A 17,610-nucleotide genomic window follows, 5' to 3' on the forward strand; every position below is an offset into this window, starting at 1 on the left:
GCCCGCTCCCCCGCCGTGTGGAAACCGTCACAGGCCAGGGGAGTTGGCCCATTGGGTATCAGCTAATGCGACATCAAGGCCGAACCGGTCGCGAAACTTCACGCACTTGTGATTTCGTTGATGTCCCTTGCGCGCCAGGTGGAACTCCTGCCCTTCGCCGGCAGCCGTTCCGGCCAAGCCTTTCTCTCCAGACCCCAGCCCTGTGATGAAACGTTGATCGCCGAGATCAGCCCCCAGGCGGCCTGTGAGCTCTTCTGCCATCGACAGCAGACCGATCAGCTGATGGTGCTGCGCGGCTGCATCGACCTGGTGGTGCTCCAGGAAAGGAGCCTGAGACGCATCAGTCTGCGGGAAGACGAAGGCGTCTGGGTGCGCATCCCCCCCGGTGTTCCCCACGGCGCCATCAACCGCGGGCGCACCCCAGCTCTGCTGGTGAACGCTGTGCTGCGTCACGGCCCCAGCGATCCCCGTGATTACCTGCCCAGGCGCGTGCCGGAATCGCTGCAGACCCAATGGCAGGCCCTGCGGGAGGAAGCTTGGGCCTGAAATCGCAGAGCCCCGGCGGCCGCAGCTCTGCGGAGTCCGGCCGCCGGGAGAATGGTGCTGCTCTCTGTCTTACAGCCGTGCCGCCCCGCTCCCGCTGGCTGCCTGTCCTTGCCCTCAGTGCGGCCCTGACCGTGGGGCTGCTCAGTCCATGGCACAGTCCCTGGTTGCGCAGTGCTCATGGCGCAGCAGCCGAACCCTTTCTGGCCTCACCCATGCGGGGGGCAGTGGCGGTGATCGGCGGCGAGGGCGGCAACATCGCCGTGCTCACCGGAGCCGAGGGCACTCTCCTCGTGGATGCCAAGTTCGAGCGTCTGGGCACCGCCGTGCGCGCGGCGGTGAGGGCCCTGGGAGGCAGCGACCCCACCTGGCTGATCAACACCCACTTCCACTTCGATCACACCGACGGCAATGCCGGCTTCGCTCGCACCGGCGCCCGCATCGTGGCCCACCAGAACGTGCGTCGCCGCCTGGCGGAGGGCTCCAGCATTCCGGCCTTCAACCTGGTGACCGCTCCGGCTCCAGCGGAGGCCCTGCCTGTGGTGAGCTTCGAGCAGAGCCTGCAGCTCTCGCTCAACGGCGAACAGCTGGATCTGGAGTACCTGCCGGCGGCCCATACCGATGGCGACGTGCTGGTGCGCTTCGAGCAGGCGGATGTGATCCATGCCGGGGATGTCTGGTTCAACGGCATGTATCCCTTCATCGACGCCGGCAACGGCGGCACCCTGGCGGGGGCGATTGCCGGCGTCGATCGGGTCCTGGCCCTGGCCGGGCCCGACACTCGCATCATTCCGGGCCATGGCAGCGTCGGCAGCCGCGACGACCTCGCCACCTACCGGGCCATGCTCGCCACGGCCCAGCAGCGCCTGACGGCCCTGAAAGAGCAGGGGCTCGGGGCCGACCAGGCTGTGGCCGCCAAGCCCCTGGCCGACCTCGAGCAGCGCTGGGGGCAGGGGCTGTTCAGCGGTGATCGCTGGATTGAGGTGCTCTGGCCGGCTCTTTGAGGCATGCTGAGGACAACGTTCTTTCTTTGCTGCTGCGACCCGTGCTGCGACCTCTCCTGCCTCGCTCCCTGGCCACTCTGCTGGCCTGCTCGGGCCTGGCCCTGATCGCCCCTCCGGCCATGGCCCAGAAAGTGGTGCCCAAGATCGGCACCATCTGCCCGCTGGGCTATGTGGATCTGTTCAACGGCAAGTGCAGCAACCTGGGGGCCTTCAACTACACGGTCACGCCCACCAACGGCAAGGCGTGCCTGGAGGGCTGGATGAACGTGGGTGGTGGCTACTGCCGCAGGAAGAACTGACCACATCCCTCTGTGGGGCTGCCACCAAACAGCCCGTTTGCCCATGAGTGCAGTTGCTCATCGGGCTGATTCGGTGCGCGTTACCACGGATTTGCCTGGGGCAGACCCGAAACAGTGGTGTACCAGGCGCGTGGACCCATGCTCGAACCGATGCTCGACTGTGGCTACCGCAATGAGCGCTCCCACCTGGTGATGCTCTGCTGCAGCGGATCGGGTGGCTTTGCCCTGGAGAGGGTGATTTTCCCCTTTGAGCTGCTCACCTTCCATGCCCCCGCCGGCGCCACGGTGCTGATCTATGGGCCCGCTCCCCAGGAGCCGGAGTTGCTCGAGAGCTGTGGCGTGGAAACGCTGTTGCTGGGGCTGGATGCCGCCGGGCAGCACCCGCTGCTGCCGCCGAGCATGGCGGCCCTGTTGCAGGACCTGCGCCAGCGCTACCTGCAGGATCCCAGTGAGGAAAACCGTCGCCACCTGGTGCAGTTCGAGCAGACCCTGCGCCACAGCCTGCCCACCTGAGGCCCCCTGGCCACCGCCCTGCAGGCGGTGCGGTTCACCGTCCCAGGGGCAACGCAAGCCACGGGGAGTGCAGAGCAGAATGGATCCATTGATGGGCTAAGGGTGCCATGGCCTCGCTTCAATCGCTCCGGCATGGTCCCCCATCGGCCCTCGTGGCCCCTGTGCTGGGCCTGGCTGCCGTGGGTGCCGTGGTGGTGATCCCCCTGGTGGCGCTGGCGGCCATTCCCCTGCTGGTGGCCACGATCCTGGCGGCCGGTGGGGTGCTGGTGTTCGGTCTCACCATCTGGGCCTCGATCGAGGGCCTGGCTGCCCTGGAACGCTGGCTGGAAACCGATCAGCGCTTCCAGAAGTAAGCCGGCCTGGCTTGTTGGCGCCGCCGCAGTTCGACCTGGAAGGCCTGGCCCAGCTGCCGAGCCTGATGCTGGCGCCAGCGCTGCTGCCAGCCCACCAGCTTGAGGGCCACAAGCCCGCACCAGAGCAGCAGGGCGGGGGAGGCAAAACCAAGATGGCCATGGGTCATAGGGCCATTCTGGTCGGCTGGGTTCTTCTCTGCCGTTGGGCGGTTTGTTGCACTGGGCAGCGCAGCTGTGAGCGTTTTGGAACAGGTGCGGTTACCTTTGGGCCTCTTCAGCTACCGGGGTCAGCCGGAAGCCCATGACAGGCACCACTGCCGTTGACCTGCAGGGACTCACCCGATGGCCTGGCCGAGCTCGCTCCAAAGCTCAGTCAGCCTCAGCCCGGCTGCGTCGCTCCAACCGCGAGGACGCGCTTCGGCAGATCGACCTTGCCACCCTCGCTCAGGCGTTTCTCAGTCGGGAGGCTGTTTACCTCGGTCGTGGTGATTTCTGGCGCTGGGAGTTGGATGGCATCCCCCTATGGCTGGTGCCCCAGCTCCGGGACCTGGGTTTTCTGCCCTGATCAGGCCACTTCCATGGGCTCTGGGGAGTCTCCCCAGGTCCGTCAGAGGGGGGGTCAGAAGCGCGACATCGCCGTGATCTTGGCCAGCTTCTGCGTCTCCAGACCGTCGAGTTCGCTGAGGTCAAGCAGGCCATCCTTCACCAGGCTGGCAAACACAAACAGGATGCCCTGCAGGCGGAAGTCGAAGCGACCTTCCATGGTGTGGCGCTCAATGCTGAGGTAGTCGTGCAGACGCCATACGGTGTCGGCGCTCTCCAACTCCTCCACACTTGCCCTCACCCTGGCGATCAGCTTGGCGATGGCGCGGCGGTAGGCCCGATCAAAGGCTTCGCGGGCGATTGATTGCTCAGTCTCTGTCCATCCCTCCAGGGTGGTCTCTATCACGGCAAGCGGTCCGAGCAATTCCTTGTGTCCAAGGATACCGAGCCTGCGTCGCCCGACGCGAGTCGCCGCCGGGGCAGGGCAAACCAGGGGACGGTGGGCGCCTCATGGTGTTCCCGGTGGTAGCCGAAGTGATAACAGGCCAGTAACGATGCCCAGACCGGCAGATCCAGGCTGGTGGCACCACCGGAGCCGGAACGCTGCTGGCGATGGGGCAGATAGGTGCCCACCAGGAACAGCTGCAGGGAGCTGAGCAGCAGGGGCAGGGTGCAACCGAGCAGCACGCTGTGGGCCGCCCGGTCCCAGCCCAGCCCAGCCAGGCTGTGCAGCAGCACGGTGAGCCCCATCCAGCCCACCAACAACCTGGCCATCTGGGTGCTGGAGAGGTAGCCCCCCATGAAGCGGCCATACCAGCGCAACGGGCCGGCGTGGGGATCCGGGTGGAAGTCCGGGTCTCCAGGAGTCGCTTCCTCGCGGTGATGGCGCAGGTGATTGCGGTGGCAGCGGCCGTAGGGAAGGGCGGCGTAGAGCCCCAGGCTGGCGGTTCCAAGCCGGTCGTTCCAACGGGGATGTTCCGGCAGCAGAACACCGTGCATGGCGTCATGTCCCACGATGAACAGGCCCGTCTGGGCCAGGGTGCGGGCCATGACCGCCACGGCGAGCAGGCCCCCAGCCAGCCCCAGCGCTTCAAGGGCGACCAGGGCGACCAGGCTGAGCAGCCAGCCCAGCACGATCCCAGCGGCGAGAAGCAAGCCCCTGCAACTGGTGCCACTCACAGCGATGGGCTCAAGGGGCGAACTTCAGCAGCTCAGCCGGTGAGGCCAGCAGGTCGATCGCCACGAAGTAGATCTTGCCCTCGGGATCGAGCAGAAAACGCCAGGCCACGTTCATGCCCACTCCAGCTCCGAACCAGGGGGTCTGCACCTTGCCGGTGACCTTGATCTGGGTGAAATTGCCGTCGGCGGGCTCGGCGTAGCCCCGCTCAGGCAGCAGCCGCAGGTTCTGGCAGTCTTCCCGGAAGAAGCGCAGCACGGCATCAGTGCCCACGATGGGCTTCTGGAACGGCGGCTGCAGGGCTCCGTCAGGCAGGAAGAGCTGGATCAGGTTGTCGAAGTCGTTGGCGTTCAACAGGTCCATGTAGCTGTTCACGGTGGGGTTGATCACCCCCTCGATGAACACCTTTTTGCGGCTGTCTTCGGGCGTGGGGGCCACCACGGGTTCCATCACCCGCTGGCCTTCACCCTTGGCCGGGTCAAAGCCCATGTCCACCACAAAGTTGCGCAGCAGGGTGATCTGCTGGCCCTGATCCACTTCCTTGAGGGAGCTGAGGACGGCCACCGCGTTGGCCGAAAGGCTGTAACCCTCGGGTATCGGAGCCACCAGGCCCGCGGCCATCCACTCGCCAAGCTGATACCAGAAGCCCAGCTTGATGTTCACAGACCAATTCGCATAGGTGCGGCAGATCGGTGAATCCGTGCGGTTGGTGAGATCGCACATCACCTGGCTCTGCTCGGCGAAATTCATCGCCTTGATTTGATTGAGCACTCCTTCCGCGAACTGCATTCTGGCGGCGCCAGGAGCCGCGATCGTGATGGTGCGCCCCATCTCGAGATAGGCGAACCAGATCAGTGCCAGCTGGTCCTCTGCACTCAGGAGACGAAAGCGGGCGGTGATGGCAGGCACCACATCCGCCTTGAGTGTCTCCGGAAAGATGCTGGTGGCCTTTTCAATTGTGAACATGTTGATCACACCCAAAGGTTGCTGTTACCCGGATCCACCCTAGGGCTCCGAGTGCAACCTTTCAGCCCGGCTCAGGCGGGCACCACCGCACAGGCGATACGGGCTCCACCACCCCCAAGCGGCGGCGTGTCGGTGTAAGTGTCCCCGCCGGCATGCACGATCAGGGCCTTCGCGGCCAGGTCGCTCACCTGCAGCCGTGGGGCCCGCACCGCCTCGTGGGCCCTGCCATCGGCAGCCACGATCAGGCGGCTCAGGTCGCCGCGGTGGCCGTTGCCGTTGGGGCCGTCATGGTGGCCGCTGCCGTCCGGATCCCAGTGGCCGCCAGCGCCGAGGCCGGCCACAGGCCCTGCCTCACCCATGCCGGGCTCACAGCTGCCGAGGGCATGCAGGTGAAAGCCGTGCTCCCCGGGGGGCAGGCCTGCCAGCGCGGGTTGGATCTCCAGGCCCCCGGGCGTGTCGCGCAGGCTGAGGCTGCCGATCGGATCGCCCACGCCCGTGGCATCAATGCGGCGCAACTCCAGCTGGAGGTCGGTGGCCAGGGCCGGGGCGGGCACCAGCAGCAGCAGGGCCACCAGGCCGGCGAGCACGCCTTGGATCATGGCCAGCATCAGCCCAGATACCAGCGCAGCACTGCGGCCAGCTGGCCCACGATGCCCTCGCCGCTGAGCCGTTCCCCCACCACGGCGGCCAGGAAGCCGAGCATCGCCACCCGGCCGTTGAGCCGCTCCACGCCGCTGAGGGCAGAGACATTCCAGGGCCGATTGGTGGTGAGACCTTCGCCGAAACGCTCCACCGGCTCGTAGCTGAACGCCTCGGAGCCCGCCGGCGGGATGTACTGCTTCATCTTCTCTGTGACCATGGACTGGACCTGTGCTGGCGTGGAGCCTAGGGCCCATTCCAGTGCGCCAGACCCATTCCAGTGCGCTAGAGGTGGGGCCAACGTGCCTGGCTGTTCCCCCTGCCGCCCATGGAACCCCTCAGCAAGCAGCAGATTCTGGCCAGCGGCAGCCTCTGGGTGGCGGTTGTGCTGAACCTGGTGCCGGGGCTCGGCACGGGCTACATCTACCAACGGCGCTGGAAGGCCTACTGGATCACCTCAGCCCTGGCCACGGCCTGGTTCGTGGCCGGGGCCCTGCAGGCCCAGGGATTCGACCCGGTTCTGCAGCCTGATCTGATGCAACGCAACCAGCTGATCGGCCTGGGTGGGTTTCTTGTGCTGGCCGGCGTCACCGCCTGGGAGGCCGCCGCAGCTGCAGGCAAGGCCCGCGCTTCTTCCTGAGGCCGTTCACTCTGAGGCCTCAGCCGCTCTCGGCCAGGCCCTCGCTCTCTGGATCCACCGGCAGGCCGCGCCAGCCGAGGGCGAGGCGCCGGGCCAGCAACAGCCCCGGGTAGAGCATGCGGCTGCGTTGGCTGTCGGCCATCAGCGGGGCCAGCACCCGCAGCAGAGCCGCGCTGGGTTCCATTCGCGCGCAGATCCAGGCGATTGCCTCCGCGCCATGCCAAACCCTGGATTCTTCCAGCACCATGGCACCGTCGCGCAGGTGATAGCCGAGGGCGCCCAGCTGCCGGCGCAGGGCCGTGTCGGCCCGTCCATCGCGGATCTCGAGGAGGGGGATGCCGCTGCGCAGCTCGCTCAGTTCAGCGAAGTGGCGGCAGAAGGGACAACCCCCATCGAAGACCAGCACGATCGGGGAGGCTGGCTGTACCACGGCCCGCTCCAGACAGCTTCCATGCTGGCGATCAGCTGACCCGTTCGGAGGCCACCGGCCGCCGCCTGTGGTGCCCCCTACCCTGAACAAGCCCCACCAGTGCGGCATGTTGCTCGCCATGACCTGGCCTCCTGAGGCCTACCTGTGGTTCAAGACCCTCCACATCGTGGGAGTGGTGGTGTGGTTCGCCGGGCTTTTTTATCTGGTGCGGCTGTTCATCTACCACCGTGAGGCGGAGGCGTTGGAGCCGCCCCTGCAGCAGGCCTTCCACCAGCAATACAGCCTGATGGAGCGGCGCCTGGCCAACATCATCACCACCCCGGGGATGGTCGTGGCGGTGGTCTGTGCGGTAGGGCTGCTGCTGGTGAATCCCGCCTGGCTGCAGCAGGGCTGGATGCACGCCAAGCTGGGTTTCGTGGTGGCGCTGCTGGCTTACCACGCCTTCTGCTACCGGCTGATGGGTCAGCTGCAGCGCCAGGACTGCCAGTGGAGCGGCCGCCAGTTGCGGGCCCTGAATGAACTTCCCACCCTGCTGCTGGTGGTGGTGGTGATGCTGGTGGTGTTCAAGAACCAGTTCCCCACCGGAGCGGCCACCTGGTTCCTGGTGGCCCTGGTGGTGGCCATGGCGGCCTCGATCCAGTTCTATGCCCGCTGGCGGCGGCTCAGGGCTGAGCAGCTGGCCGGCGGGGCCTGAACGGGGTGATGGCGATGCGCTCCGGCAGCCTGATCCGATCGCAGCATCCCCTGGCGGCGGTGCTGGCCGGTGTGGAGCCCGGCAGCTGTCCCAGCAAGCTCAACTTTCATTGCCACACCACCTGCAGCGACGCAGTCTCAGTCCGGGTGGCCTCGCCGAGCAGGCCCTGGCCCTCGGCCTGGAGCACCTGGCCGTCACCGACCACCACGCCCTCGGCTCCTACCCACTGGTGCTCGAGGCGTTTCAGGCGGCAGAAGCCGCCGGGGTCCGGGCCCCCACCCTCTGGCGGGGGGTTGAGATCAGCTGCCTGCTGGAGGGTTGCCTGGTGCATGTGCTCGCCCTCGGCTTCGCCGAACAGCATCCCAGCCTGGCGCCCTACCTGCTGGGCCAGGCTGTGGTGGGTCCTGAGTTGCGGGCCGCCGCCGTGGTGGAGGCGATCCATGCCGCAGGGGGCCTGGCCTTGCTGGCCCATCCGGCCCGTTACCGGCTGCCCTTCCAGCGGCTGATCGCCGCGGCGGCGAGCTCGGTTTCGATGGCGCTGAGGCCTGGTACGACTACGGCATGCAGCCCCGCTGGCAGCCCACCCCGCTCGTCTGCGAGGCGATCGCCAGAGACCTGCTGGCCCGGGGCCTATTGATGAGTTGTGGTACGGATACCCATGGCCTGCACCTCCATGGCCGCTAGGGTTTGTAGAAGCATTCTCTTGGTAGTCGATGGGTCTGTTTGATCGCCTGTTCTCTTCCGGCTCCGATGCGAAGAGCGCCCCAGTCACCAAGCGCCAGCCCGCCAAGAAGACGGAGGCCATGTTCCTGGACGCCGACGCCTCCAGCAGCCTGGGCGACGTCAACCTGATGAAGCGCTCCAACACCATTCGCCACACCTTCCCAGGCAGCGCCGACAACCCCGGCAACAAGGAGATGGTGGTGGAGGTCTCCTCGATGGAGACCAAGCTCGACAGGATCTCCGAAGGCATGCCCGGCGGTGTCGCCTCTGATCAGCGGCTGAACCTCTCCGGAGGCGTGCCCACGCCGGTGAAGAAGACCTTCCCCCAGCAGATGTCCGCGGCCCAGCTGGACCAGCGCAAGAAGGGCTCCTCCGCCGGGGTGAACGTGCCCGGGGGGCCTGCTGCCATCAAGCAGGAGAAGGAGGAGGCCGCCGCCGCCAAGACCGCCCAGCCCCAGATCACCCAGCAGCCCACGGGCAAGCCCGGCGCCATCGATCCCTTCCGCCAGATGGTCAAGGACCTCAACACCTGAGGTCAGGCCTGCTCGATGCTGGCTTCGCTGCTCAGCACCAACTGCCTGAGGCCGGCGAGCTGGGTGTCGCTGGCCCCCTCCCAGAGGCCGCGGTGGTGGGCTTCCAGCAGACGTTCGCCCATGTCCCGCAGCGCCCAGGGGTTGTGCTGCTCCAGGAAGGCGCGCACCTCGGGATCCTGCAGCCAGCGCTCGCAGATCGCTCCGTAGCCCCAGTCCGGCACCCGGCCGGTGCTGGCGTCGTAGGCGAACAGGTAGTCGAGGCTGGCGGCCATCTCGAAGCCGCCCTTGTAGCCGTGCTGGCGCATGGCGTCGATCCAGCGGGGGTTGAGCACCCGGCTGCGCAGCACCTTGTCGAACTCCTTCTCCAGCCGGTGCAGGCGGGGGCGTGAGCTGCGCGAGTGGTCGCCGAACCAGAGTGCCGGCGCCCGGCCCTGCAGGCCCTCGGCAGCGGCGCTGAGGCCCCCCTGGAACTGGTAGTAATCATCGGAGTCGAGCAGGTCGTGCTCGCGGTTGTCCTGGTTGTGCAGCACCACCTGCACGGCCCGCAGCCGCTGCTCGAGGCCACCCCGGTCTGGGCTGACCAGCAGGCCAGCAGCTGGGGTCCCGCCTGATATGCCGTCTGCGGGGCCATAGCGCCAGCTGCTCCAGGCCAGGAAGGCCTCCCCCAGATCGCTCCGCTGCTCCCAGGCCCCGCTGTCGATCAGGCCCTGCAGGCCGGCGCCGTACGCCCCCGGGGCGGAGCCGTACACCCGGGCGCTGTGGCCCTCGCGCCGGGCCGCCTCCGCCAGGGGGTTGGCACTGCCGTCCTCATCCAGGCCGGCCACCAGGGCCGTGGCCCGGTTGACCCAGGCCACCAGCTGGGGGAAGGCGTCGCGGAACAGGCCTGAGATGCGCAGGGTCACATCCACCCGGGGGCGTCCCAGCAGGGACAGGGGAATGACCTCCACATCCACCAGCCGGCGGCTGGGGCCGTCCCAGACCGGCCGCACCCCGAGCAGGGCCAGGGCCTGGGCGATGTCCTCGCCGCCGTTGCGCATCGTGCTGGTGCCCCACACCGAAAGGGCGAGCTGGCGCAGCGGCTCCCCCTCGTCCTGGAGGTGCAGTTCGAGCAGCAGCTCAGCGCTGCGGCGGCCCAGGTCCCAGGCGGCCTCGGTGGGCAGGCCGCGCAGATCCACCGAGTAGAAATTGCGCCCGGTGGGCAGCAGGTCGGGCCGGCCGCGGGTGGGGGCGCCGGCCGGGCCCGCGGCGATGCGCTCGCCGGCGATGCCCCCCAGGAAGGCCTGCTTCTCCGCGTCGGCGCAGGCCAGCAGTCGTGGCAGGAGTTGCTGGCGCAGGTGCTGCAGGGTCGCCTGAGTGCTCTCACCGATCACGAGGCCCCCCACCGCTGGCTGGGGTGCCTCCTTGCCGCGGTTGGGCGAATCGTCCAGCTCTTGCTGGCAGAGCTCCAGGGCGTGCTCCTCCAGCCAGGCCACGGCATCGCCCACGGTTCTGATGGCCGTGGCGTTGCCGGCAGCGCGGGCCAGCAGGCGCTGGCCGTCACCGGTGGGCAGGGGCAGCTCCTCGGGATCGGCCCAGGGATCGAGCTCCAGGCCCAGATCCCGAGCCAGGGCCTGGGTGAGGCCCGCCACCCCCGCCTGGGGGGGCCTGGCCAGGCAGAGCAGCAGCTCCGCCAGGGGCGCCTCGGCGGGGAGCTGGCCGTAGGTGTGCAGCCCCAGGCGGATCTGGGCCTCCTTCAGCTCGCACAGGTAGCCGTCGGCAGCCTCCAGCCGTGCCTCCAGCTCCGACTCCCTGCGCTCCTCCACCTTCCCCAGGGGCAGCTCCAGCGACTGCAGCCGCTCCAGCAGCGTGGCCCTTAGCGGTACGCGTCGCTCGCTGCCCAGCTGGCAGGCCTCCCAGTATTCATCCAGCAGGGCCTCCAGCTGCTGCAGCTCACCGTGAAGGCCGGCCCGGCCCAGGGGCGGGGTGAGGTGGTCGAGGATCACCGCCTGGCTGCGGCGTTTGGCCTGGGATCCCTCGCCGGGGTCGTTGACGATGAAGGGATAGAGGTGGGGCATCGGCCCCAGGGCCCACTCCGGATAGCACTGATTCGAGAGGCCCAGGCCCTTGCCGGGCAGCCATTCCAGGTTGCCGTGCTTGCCCACATGCACCACCACATGGGCGCCGAAAAGCTCCCGCAACCAGAGGTACTGGGCCAGGTAGGCGTGGGTGGGCGGCAGATCGGGGGAGTGGTAACAGAGGCTGGGGTCGCGGTCGTAGCCGCGCTCGGGCTGGATCAGCACCACCACGTGGCCGAAGCGCAGCCCCCGGATCGGAAAGGCCGGCCGCCCGTTGCGGCCCGGCACCAGGCCGGCGTCCTGGCCGGGTGGCCCCCACACCGCCTCCAGCCGATTGCGGCCCTCAACCGGCAGCTCGCCATACCAGGCCTCGTAGTGCTCCAACGGCAACTGGTCGAGGGCGGGGCGGTGGCCGCTCTCGGCGTCGTTGGTGAGGCCTGCCAGCAGCTGCTGGATCAGGGCGTCACCGTCCTCGGGCAGGGGGCCGTCACCAAGGCTGAGGCACGCGTCCCGCAACCAGCGCAGCATCAGGGCGGTGGAGGCCGGTGTGTCCAGCCCCACGCCATTGGCCAGGCGGCTGTTGCGGGTGGGGTAGTTGGCCAGCACCAGGGCCACATGGCGCTCCTGGGGCGCCGTGCGACGCAGCGTCACCCAGCGGGCCGTGAGGGCGGCGATCCAGTCGAGCCGTTCCGGGTCCGGGTGGTACCCCTGCAGGGCGGAGGCCAGCTGCTCACTGGCCCGGCGCGTCTGCTTGAAGGCCCCCACCCGGGTGGTGATGCGGCCGTCCAGCTCCGGCAGTGCCACCTGCAGAGTGAGATCGGTGGGGGCCAGGCCGATGCTGCTGGCCTGCCAGTCCTGGCGCGGCCGGCTGCTGCAGAGCAGCTGCAGCACCGGCACGGCCAGGGCCTCCCACAGCGGCGCGCCCAGGCCGGCCTCCTCGAACTGCACCGAGGCGAAGGAGGTGCTGCACAGCACGGCCTCCACCGCCTCGCGGCCCAGCAGATCGGCCACCCCCCGCTGCACGGCCGGCTCGCGCAGACCACTCACCCACAGACCCCGGGGGCAGAGGCCCTGGCGCCGCAGGGCCGCCAGGCAGCTCTCCATGAGGTCCACATCGCCGGCCTGCAGCAGGGCGCGATAGGCGATCACCCCCACCCGCGGTCCGCCTTCGTCGCGCCAGTCGTGGGGCGTGGGGTCCGGCAGCGGCTGGGGCACTGGGGTCGCTGGCACCTGCCCCCGGGCCAGCGCACCCAGGGCAGCCAGCACCAGCCGCACGTTGGCCGCTCCGCCCTCGCGCAGGCAGCGCCCCAGGGCCAGGGCCAGCTCGGGGTCCACCGTGCCGCAGCAAGCCAGCGCCTGCTCATCCTCCGCCGTGCCGGCCAGCACCACCAGCTGCCGTGGAGCCAGCCTGCTGCCCCCCTGGCCGCCCGGAGCCAGGCTCCCCTGTGCCCAGAGCCTGAGCTGGTCGAGCCCGTAGCTCCAATGGCCGCGCCCACCCAGCAGACGCACCACCACCAGCCGGGCGTGGCGGACGGTGCTGGAGAGGTAGTGGTCGATCACGGCCGGGTGGGCCAAGGCCGCCAGGTTCAGGCCCCGCAGCTCAGCCCCCACCAGTGCCGGCTCAGCCGACAGCACCCGCTCGATGCTGACCAGATCGGTGTCGGCGCTGGTGAGCAGCAGCACCGGGGCCGCGGGCTGCTCCACATAGGCGCCAGCATCAGCCTGTTCCGATCCCCCCGGTTGCGCCGCCAGCCTGTGCATGCCCCCCATCCTGCTGGCTGCAGTGAGAAGATCGGGGCACCCAGGCCCTACCCGCAGCCCGCGCACCCATGCATCAGTTCCTGCCCTATGCCTGGTTCGGTGGCAAGGTTGTGCGCTTCGAGGACGCCACGCTCTCGGTGGCCACCCACGCCCTGCACTACGGCACGGGGGCCTTCGGCGGCATGCGCGCCCTGCCCAATCCGGCCGACCCCAGGGAGATTCTGCTGTTCCGGGCTGATCGCCATGCCCGGCGCCTGAGCCAGAGCGCACGGCTGCTGCTCACCGATCTGCCTGAGGCCACGATCCACGAGGCCATCGTGGCCTTTCTGCAGGCCAACCAGCCCAGCTGCCCGGTGTATCTGCGTCCGTTTGTCTATACCAGTGACCTCGGCATCGCCCCGCGCCTGCACAACATCGAAACCAACTTCCTGATCTACGGGCTTGAGCTGGGCGACTATCTGTCGCCGGAGGGCGTGAGCTGCCGGATCAGTTCATGGACGCGGCAGGAGGATCGCTCCCTGCCCCTGCGCGGCAAGATCAGTGGGGCCTACATCACCAGCTCCCTGGCCAAGACGGAGGCCGTGCAGAGCGGTTTCGACGAGGCCATCCTGATGAACAGCCGCGGCAAGGTGAGCGAGGCCAGTGGCATGAATCTGTTCCTCGTGCGGGACGGACAGCTGATCACCCCCGGGGTGGATCAGGACATTCTCGAGGGCATCACCCGCGCCAGCGTGATCGAACTGGCCCGCTCCATGGGCCTGGAGGTGATCGAGCGCGGCGTGGACAAGAGCGAGCTGTTCATCGCCGAGGAGGTGTTCCTGAGCGGCACCGCCGCCAAGGTGACGCCGGTACGGCGGGTGGAAACCACCGACCTGCCCACGGAGCGCCCGGTGATGGAGCGGCTGCGCGAGCGGCTCGTGGCGATCACGGAAGGCCGCGATCCCGCCTATGAGCACTGGGTGACCCGCCTTCGCCTCGACAGCTGACGCCCCAGCCATGACCACGTCGCCATGACCCCAGCCCTGTCATCGAGTCCGGCCGCTGAGGCCCCTACGGCCGGATCCAAGCCCCAGCGCCTGGGCTTCCTCGAGCGCCTGCACGCCCCTGAGCGCCCGGTGCTGGTGTTCGACGGTGCCACCGGCACCTCGCTGCAGCAGATGGATCTCAGCGCCGAGGACTTCGGCGGTGCGGCCCTGGAGGGCTGCAACGAGTATCTGGTGATCAGCCGTCCGGATGCGGTGCAGGCCGTGCACCGGCAGTTCCTGGAGGTGGGCGCCGATGTGATCGAAACCGACACCTTCGGGGCCACCTCCCTGGTGCTGGCCGAATACGACATCGCCGACCAGGCCTTTGCGCTGAACAAGCGCGCCGCCGAACTGGCCCGCGAGGTGGCCGACGCCTACAGCACCCCCGACAAGCCCCGCTTCGTGGCCGGCTCCATGGGCCCCACCACCAAGCTGCCCACCCTGGGCCATGTGGACTTCGACGCCATGAAGGCCTCCTTCGCCGAGCAGGCCGAGGGATTGCTGGCCGGCGATGTGGATCTCTTCATCGTGGAGACCTGCCAGGACGTGCTGCAGATCAAGGCCGCCCTGCAGGGCATCGAGGTGGCCTTCGAGCGCACCGGTGAGCGCCGGCCACTGATGGTGAGCGTCACCATGGAAACCACCGGCACCATGCTGGTGGGCTCCGACATCGCGGCTGTGGTGGCGATTCTGGAGCCGTTCCCGATCGATGTGCTGGGCCTCAACTGCGCCACCGGGCCGGAGCAGATGAAGGAGCACATCCGCTACCTCAGCGCCCACAGTCCCTTCGTGGTGAGCTGCATCCCGAACGCGGGTCTGCCGGAGAACGTGGGCGGCGTGGCCCACTACCGGCTGACGCCGGTGGAGATGACGATGCAGCTGATGCACTTCGTGGAGGATCTCGGCGTGCAGGTGATCGGCGGCTGCTGCGGCACCACCCCGGCCCACATCGGCGCCCTCACGGAGATGGCGGCCAGCCTCAGGCCGGCGCCACGGGCCGTGCGTACCCCCGAAACCCGCCACGCGCGGCCGCTGCTGCAGGTGGAGCCGGCGGCGGCCTCGATCTACGGCACCACGCCCTATCACCAGGACAATTCCTTCCTGATCATCGGCGAACGCCTCAACGCCAGCGGTAGCAAAAAGGTGCGTGAGCTGCTGGCCGAGGAGGACTGGGATGGCCTGGTGGCGGTGGCGCGCGGCCAGGTGAAGGAGAACGCCCACGTGCTCGATGTGAACGTGGACTATGTGGGTCGCGATGGCGTGCGCGACATGCACGACCTGGTGAGTCGGCTGGTGACCAATGTGAACCTGCCGCTGATGCTCGATTCCACCGAGTGGCAGAAGATGGAGGCGGGCCTGAAGGTGGCCGGTGGCAAGTGCATCCTCAACTCCACCAACTACGAAGACGGCGACGAACGCTTCTTCAAGGTGCTTGAACTGGCCCGCCAGTATGGGGCTGGCGTGGTGGTGGGCACGATCGACGAGGAAGGCATGGCCCGCACGGCGCAGCGCAAGTTCGTGATTGCCCAGCGCGCCTACCGGGATGCCCTGGAGTTCGGCATTCCGGCCCATGAGCTCTTCTACGATCCCCTCGCTCTGCCGATCTCCACGGGCATCGAGGAAGACCGGGGCAATGCCATGGCCACGGTGGAGTCGATCCGCCTGATCCGCGAGAACCTGCCGGGTGTTCACGTGGTGCTCGGTGTGAGCAATGTGAGCTTCGGGCTCTCACCAGCTTCTCGCATTGTGTTGAACTCGGTGTTTCTGCACGAGTGCTGCCAGGCCGGCATGGATGCGGCCATCGTGAGCCCGGCCAAGATCCTGCCACTGGTCAAGATCAGTGAGGAGCACCAGCAGGTGTGCCGTGATCTGATCTACGACGAGCGCCGTTTCGAGAGTGACCAGCCGGGGGCCATCTGCACCTACGACCCCCTCACAGAGCTCACCACCCTGTTTGAAGGAGTGAGCGCCAAGGAGGCCCGTGCCTCAGGCCCTTCCCTGGCTGATCTGCCGGTGGAAGAGCGGCTCAAGCAGCACATCATCGATGGTGAGCGCATCGGGCTGGAGGGCTCGCTTGAAGAGGCGCTGCAGCGTTACCCGGCCCTGCACATCGTCAACACCTTCCTGCTCGATGGCATGAAGGTGGTGGGCGAGCTGTTCGGCTCAGGGCAGATGCAACTGCCGTTTGTGCTGCAGAGCGCCGAAACCATGAAAGCTGCCGTGGCCACCCTGGAGCCACACATGGAGCGGCTCGAAGGCGAGAGCTCCAGCAAGGGCAAGTTTCTGATCGCCACCGTGAAAGGCGATGTGCACGACATCGGCAAGAATCTCGTTGATATCATCCTCACAAATAATGGCTACGAAGTGATTAACCTGGGTATCAAGCAGAGCTGTGATGCCATCATCGAAGCTCAGCAGAAGCACCAGGCTGATTGCATTGCCATGAGTGGCCTGCTGGTCAAGTCCACCGCCTTCATGAAGGACAATCTGGCGGCCTTCAATGAGGTGGGCATCACTGCCCCGGTGATTCTCGGCGGCGCGGCGCTGACGCCCCGCTTCGTGCACGGCGACTGCCGCGCCACCTATGCGGGCCAAGTGGTGTATGGCCGTGATGCCTTTGCGGATCTGCGCTTCATGGACGCCCTGATGGAGGCCAAGGCGGCCGAGGGCTGGGACGACCGGCAAGGGTTTCTCAACGGCACCCCGGAGGGTGTGGGCCTCAGTGACGGCCCGGCTGTGGAGCCCGGCGACAGCCCGTCCACCCGGCCAGATGACGGGGAAGCCACAGGTGCCGAGGTGGCGCCGGCAGAAGCCTCCAGAAAGCCCAGGCGGGCCCCAACGATCACCGCTCCGACACCGTGCCGGAGGAGCAGGCCCTGGAACCGCCCTTCTGGGGCAGCCGCGTGCTCAGCGCGGCCGAGATTCCCCTCCACGAGGTGTTCGCCTATCTCGATCGCAACGCCCTCTTTGCCGGTCAGTGGCAGCTGCGCAAGACCCAGCAGCAGAGCCGCGAGGATTACGAGGCCATGTTGGTCGCCAAGGCGGAGCCGGTGCTGCAGCAGTGGCAGCAGCGCTGCCTCGAGGAGCAGCTGCTCACTCCCCGGGTGGCCTATGGCTATTTCCCCTGCGGCCGCCAGGGCAATGCCGTGCTGCTGTTTGACCCTCGGAACCCCGCTCAGCAGCTGGGCCGCTTCGAACTGCCACGCCAGCGCGGCGGCAACCGCTACTGCATCGCCGACTTCTACCGCGACCTGGCCAGCGGCCCCGCCGGCGAGCCCGTGGCCACCGACGTGATGCCGATGCAGGCGGTGACCATGGGCGAGCGGGCCAGTCAGTTTGCCCGGGAGCTGTTCGCGGCCGACCAGTACACCGACTACCTCTACTTCCACGGCCTGGGCGTGCAGATGGCCGAGGCCCTCGCCGAGTGGCTCCACGCCCGCATCCGCCGCGAGCTGGGCTTCGCGGCCCAGGAGCCCCAGGCACTGCGCGACGTGCTCGCCCAGCGCTACCGGGGCAGCCGTTACTCCTTCGGCTACCCGGCCTGTCCGAACGTGGCCGACTCGCGCCAGCAACTGGCGTGGCTCGGCGCTGAGCGCATCGGGCTGAGCATGGACGAGAGCGACCAGCTGGAGCCCGAGCAGAGCACCACGGCCCTGGTGGCCCTGCACAGCAAAGCCCGCTACTTCAGTGCCTGACGGCGCGCCAGGGGGCCC

The 17,610-nt window shown here is 68.0% G+C and carries 17 protein-coding genes and 2 pseudogenes; 11 read left to right on the forward strand and 8 right to left on the reverse strand.

All coding sequences use genetic code 11. From position 1 onward, the window contains the following. Positions 1-120 precede the first annotated feature (120 nt). The 5 genes from IQ220_RS05300 (at position 121) to IQ220_RS05320 (ending at position 2,712) form a co-directional block, all read left to right on the forward strand. Positions 121-546, forward strand: a complete 426-nt coding sequence (locus IQ220_RS05300; RefSeq protein ID WP_193913458.1) for a cupin domain-containing protein — start codon at positions 121-123, stop codon at positions 544-546. Between the two features lie 212 nt (positions 547-758). Beyond that, complete coding sequence (locus IQ220_RS05305; RefSeq protein ID WP_228008875.1) at positions 759-1,547, forward strand: MBL fold metallo-hydrolase; 789 nt, start codon at positions 759-761, stop codon at positions 1,545-1,547. A 41-nt stretch (positions 1,548-1,588) separates the two neighbouring features. Continuing rightward, entirely contained in the window at positions 1,589-1,846 is a 258-nt protein-coding gene (locus tag IQ220_RS05310) for a hypothetical protein (RefSeq protein WP_225875849.1), read from the forward strand. Positions 1,847-1,984: 138 nt separating this feature from the next. Then, positions 1,985-2,359, forward strand: a complete 375-nt coding sequence (locus tag IQ220_RS05315; RefSeq protein WP_228008876.1) for a DUF1830 domain-containing protein — start codon at positions 1,985-1,987, stop codon at positions 2,357-2,359. A 152-nt stretch (positions 2,360-2,511) separates the two neighbouring features. Continuing rightward, complete coding sequence (locus IQ220_RS05320) at positions 2,512-2,712, forward strand: glypican (protein ID WP_186700385.1); 201 nt, start codon at positions 2,512-2,514, stop codon at positions 2,710-2,712. On the opposite strand, the gene IQ220_RS05325 is transcribed toward IQ220_RS05320, so the two are convergent. The 6 genes from IQ220_RS05325 to IQ220_RS05350 form a co-directional block, all read right to left on the reverse strand. Beyond that, positions 2,694-2,879 (reverse strand): hypothetical protein, encoded by a 186-nt coding sequence (locus IQ220_RS05325; protein ID WP_193913462.1) that lies wholly within the window; start codon positions 2,877-2,879, stop codon positions 2,694-2,696. The genes IQ220_RS05320 and IQ220_RS05325 overlap by 19 nt on opposite strands. 452 nt (positions 2,880-3,331) lie before the next feature. Further along, the gene (locus IQ220_RS05330) at positions 3,332-3,661 is read right to left on the reverse strand and encodes a hypothetical protein (RefSeq protein ID WP_186699671.1); all 330 of its coding nucleotides are present in this window, start codon (positions 3,659-3,661) and stop codon (positions 3,332-3,334) included. Continuing rightward, positions 3,658-4,410 carry a fatty acid desaturase gene (locus IQ220_RS05335; protein ID WP_228008877.1) on the reverse strand — a complete coding sequence of 251 codons (753 nt, stop codon included), beginning with the start codon at positions 4,408-4,410 and terminating at the stop codon, positions 3,658-3,660. Before IQ220_RS05335 ends, IQ220_RS05330 begins: the two co-directional genes overlap by 4 nt. A 34-nt stretch (positions 4,411-4,444) precedes the next feature. Continuing rightward, complete coding sequence (locus tag IQ220_RS05340) at positions 4,445-5,398, reverse strand: orange carotenoid-binding protein (RefSeq protein WP_193913466.1); 954 nt, start codon at positions 5,396-5,398, stop codon at positions 4,445-4,447. A gap of 71 nt (positions 5,399-5,469) precedes the next feature. Then, positions 5,470-5,997 carry a superoxide dismutase family protein gene (gene sodC / locus IQ220_RS05345; protein WP_193913468.1) on the reverse strand — a complete coding sequence of 176 codons (528 nt, stop codon included), beginning with the start codon at positions 5,995-5,997 and terminating at the stop codon, positions 5,470-5,472. Between the two features lie 8 nt (positions 5,998-6,005). Next, the gene (locus IQ220_RS05350) at positions 6,006-6,257 is read right to left on the reverse strand and encodes a chlorophyll a/b-binding protein (protein WP_225875854.1); all 252 of its coding nucleotides are present in this window, start codon (positions 6,255-6,257) and stop codon (positions 6,006-6,008) included. A 108-nt stretch (positions 6,258-6,365) separates the two neighbouring features. Between IQ220_RS05350 and IQ220_RS05355 the strand changes: the two genes are divergently transcribed. Then, positions 6,366-6,677: a hypothetical protein gene (locus tag IQ220_RS05355; protein WP_193814093.1), complete on the forward strand. Its 312-nt coding sequence runs from the start codon at positions 6,366-6,368 to the stop codon at positions 6,675-6,677. Between the two features lie 19 nt (positions 6,678-6,696). Here the strand turns inward: IQ220_RS05355 and IQ220_RS05360 are convergent, their stop codons facing one another. Then, positions 6,697-7,107 (reverse strand): DCC1-like thiol-disulfide oxidoreductase family protein, encoded by a 411-nt coding sequence (locus tag IQ220_RS05360; protein WP_370566334.1) that lies wholly within the window; start codon positions 7,105-7,107, stop codon positions 6,697-6,699. 118 nt (positions 7,108-7,225) lie between these two features. On the opposite strand from IQ220_RS05360, the gene hemJ reads away from it, so the two are divergent. From hemJ to IQ220_RS05375, 3 genes and pseudogenes are all read left to right on the forward strand, one after another. Next, positions 7,226-7,801 (forward strand): protoporphyrinogen oxidase HemJ, encoded by a 576-nt coding sequence (gene hemJ / locus IQ220_RS05365; RefSeq protein WP_186699681.1) that lies wholly within the window; start codon positions 7,226-7,228, stop codon positions 7,799-7,801. Positions 7,802-7,815: 14 nt separating this feature from the next. Continuing rightward, a pseudogene (locus IQ220_RS05370) lies at positions 7,816-8,485 on the forward strand (PHP domain-containing protein). A 29-nt stretch (positions 8,486-8,514) separates the two neighbouring features. After that, on the forward strand, positions 8,515-9,057 hold the full coding sequence (locus IQ220_RS05375) for a hypothetical protein (protein ID WP_193913470.1): 543 nt from the start codon (positions 8,515-8,517) through the stop codon (positions 9,055-9,057). Between the two features lie 2 nt (positions 9,058-9,059). Here IQ220_RS05375 and cobN read toward each other — a convergent pair whose 3' ends face one another. Continuing rightward, positions 9,060-12,872 (reverse strand): cobaltochelatase subunit CobN, encoded by a 3,813-nt coding sequence (gene cobN, locus IQ220_RS05380; RefSeq protein ID WP_193913716.1) that lies wholly within the window; start codon positions 12,870-12,872, stop codon positions 9,060-9,062. 68 nt (positions 12,873-12,940) lie between these two features. Between cobN and IQ220_RS05385 the strand changes: the two genes are divergently transcribed. Together IQ220_RS05385 and metH are read left to right on the forward strand one after the other, a co-directional pair. Further along, positions 12,941-13,858: a branched-chain amino acid transaminase gene (locus IQ220_RS05385; protein WP_186699686.1), complete on the forward strand. Its 918-nt coding sequence runs from the start codon at positions 12,941-12,943 to the stop codon at positions 13,856-13,858. A 171-nt stretch (positions 13,859-14,029) separates the two neighbouring features. Then, positions 14,030-17,592: pseudogene (metH, locus tag IQ220_RS05390) on the forward strand (methionine synthase). Positions 17,593-17,610: the final 18 nt, after the last annotated feature.

It is taken from the genome of Cyanobium sp. LEGE 06113 (assembly GCF_015207615.1).

Bases quoted from the DNA above. Each gene is read 5' to 3' on its own strand.
- IQ220_RS05300 (WP_193913458.1), top strand. From the start codon at position 121: ATGTCCCTTGCGCGCCAGGTGGAACTCCTGCCCTTCGCCGGCAGCCGT.
- IQ220_RS05305 (WP_228008875.1), top strand. From the start codon at position 759: ATGCGGGGGGCAGTGGCGGTGATCGGCGGCGAGGGCGGCAACATCGCC.
- IQ220_RS05315 (WP_228008876.1), top strand. From the start codon at position 1,985: ATGCTCGAACCGATGCTCGACTGTGGCTACCGCAATGAGCGCTCCCAC.
- IQ220_RS05325 (WP_193913462.1), bottom strand. From the start codon at position 2,879: ATGACCCATGGCCATCTTGGTTTTGCCTCCCCCGCCCTGCTGCTCTGG.
- IQ220_RS05340 (WP_193913466.1), bottom strand. From the start codon at position 5,398: ATGTTCACAATTGAAAAGGCCACCAGCATCTTTCCGGAGACACTCAAG.
- sodC (WP_193913468.1), bottom strand. From the start codon at position 5,997: ATGATCCAAGGCGTGCTCGCCGGCCTGGTGGCCCTGCTGCTGCTGGTG.
- IQ220_RS05350 (WP_225875854.1), bottom strand. From the start codon at position 6,257: ATGGTCACAGAGAAGATGAAGCAGTACATCCCGCCGGCGGGCTCCGAG.
- IQ220_RS05355 (WP_193814093.1), top strand. From the start codon at position 6,366: ATGGAACCCCTCAGCAAGCAGCAGATTCTGGCCAGCGGCAGCCTCTGG.
- hemJ (WP_186699681.1), top strand. From the start codon at position 7,226: ATGACCTGGCCTCCTGAGGCCTACCTGTGGTTCAAGACCCTCCACATC.
- IQ220_RS05375 (WP_193913470.1), top strand. From the start codon at position 8,515: ATGGGTCTGTTTGATCGCCTGTTCTCTTCCGGCTCCGATGCGAAGAGC.
- cobN (WP_193913716.1), bottom strand. From the start codon at position 12,872: ATGCACAGGCTGGCGGCGCAACCGGGGGGATCGGAACAGGCTGATGCT.
- IQ220_RS05385 (WP_186699686.1), top strand. From the start codon at position 12,941: ATGCATCAGTTCCTGCCCTATGCCTGGTTCGGTGGCAAGGTTGTGCGC.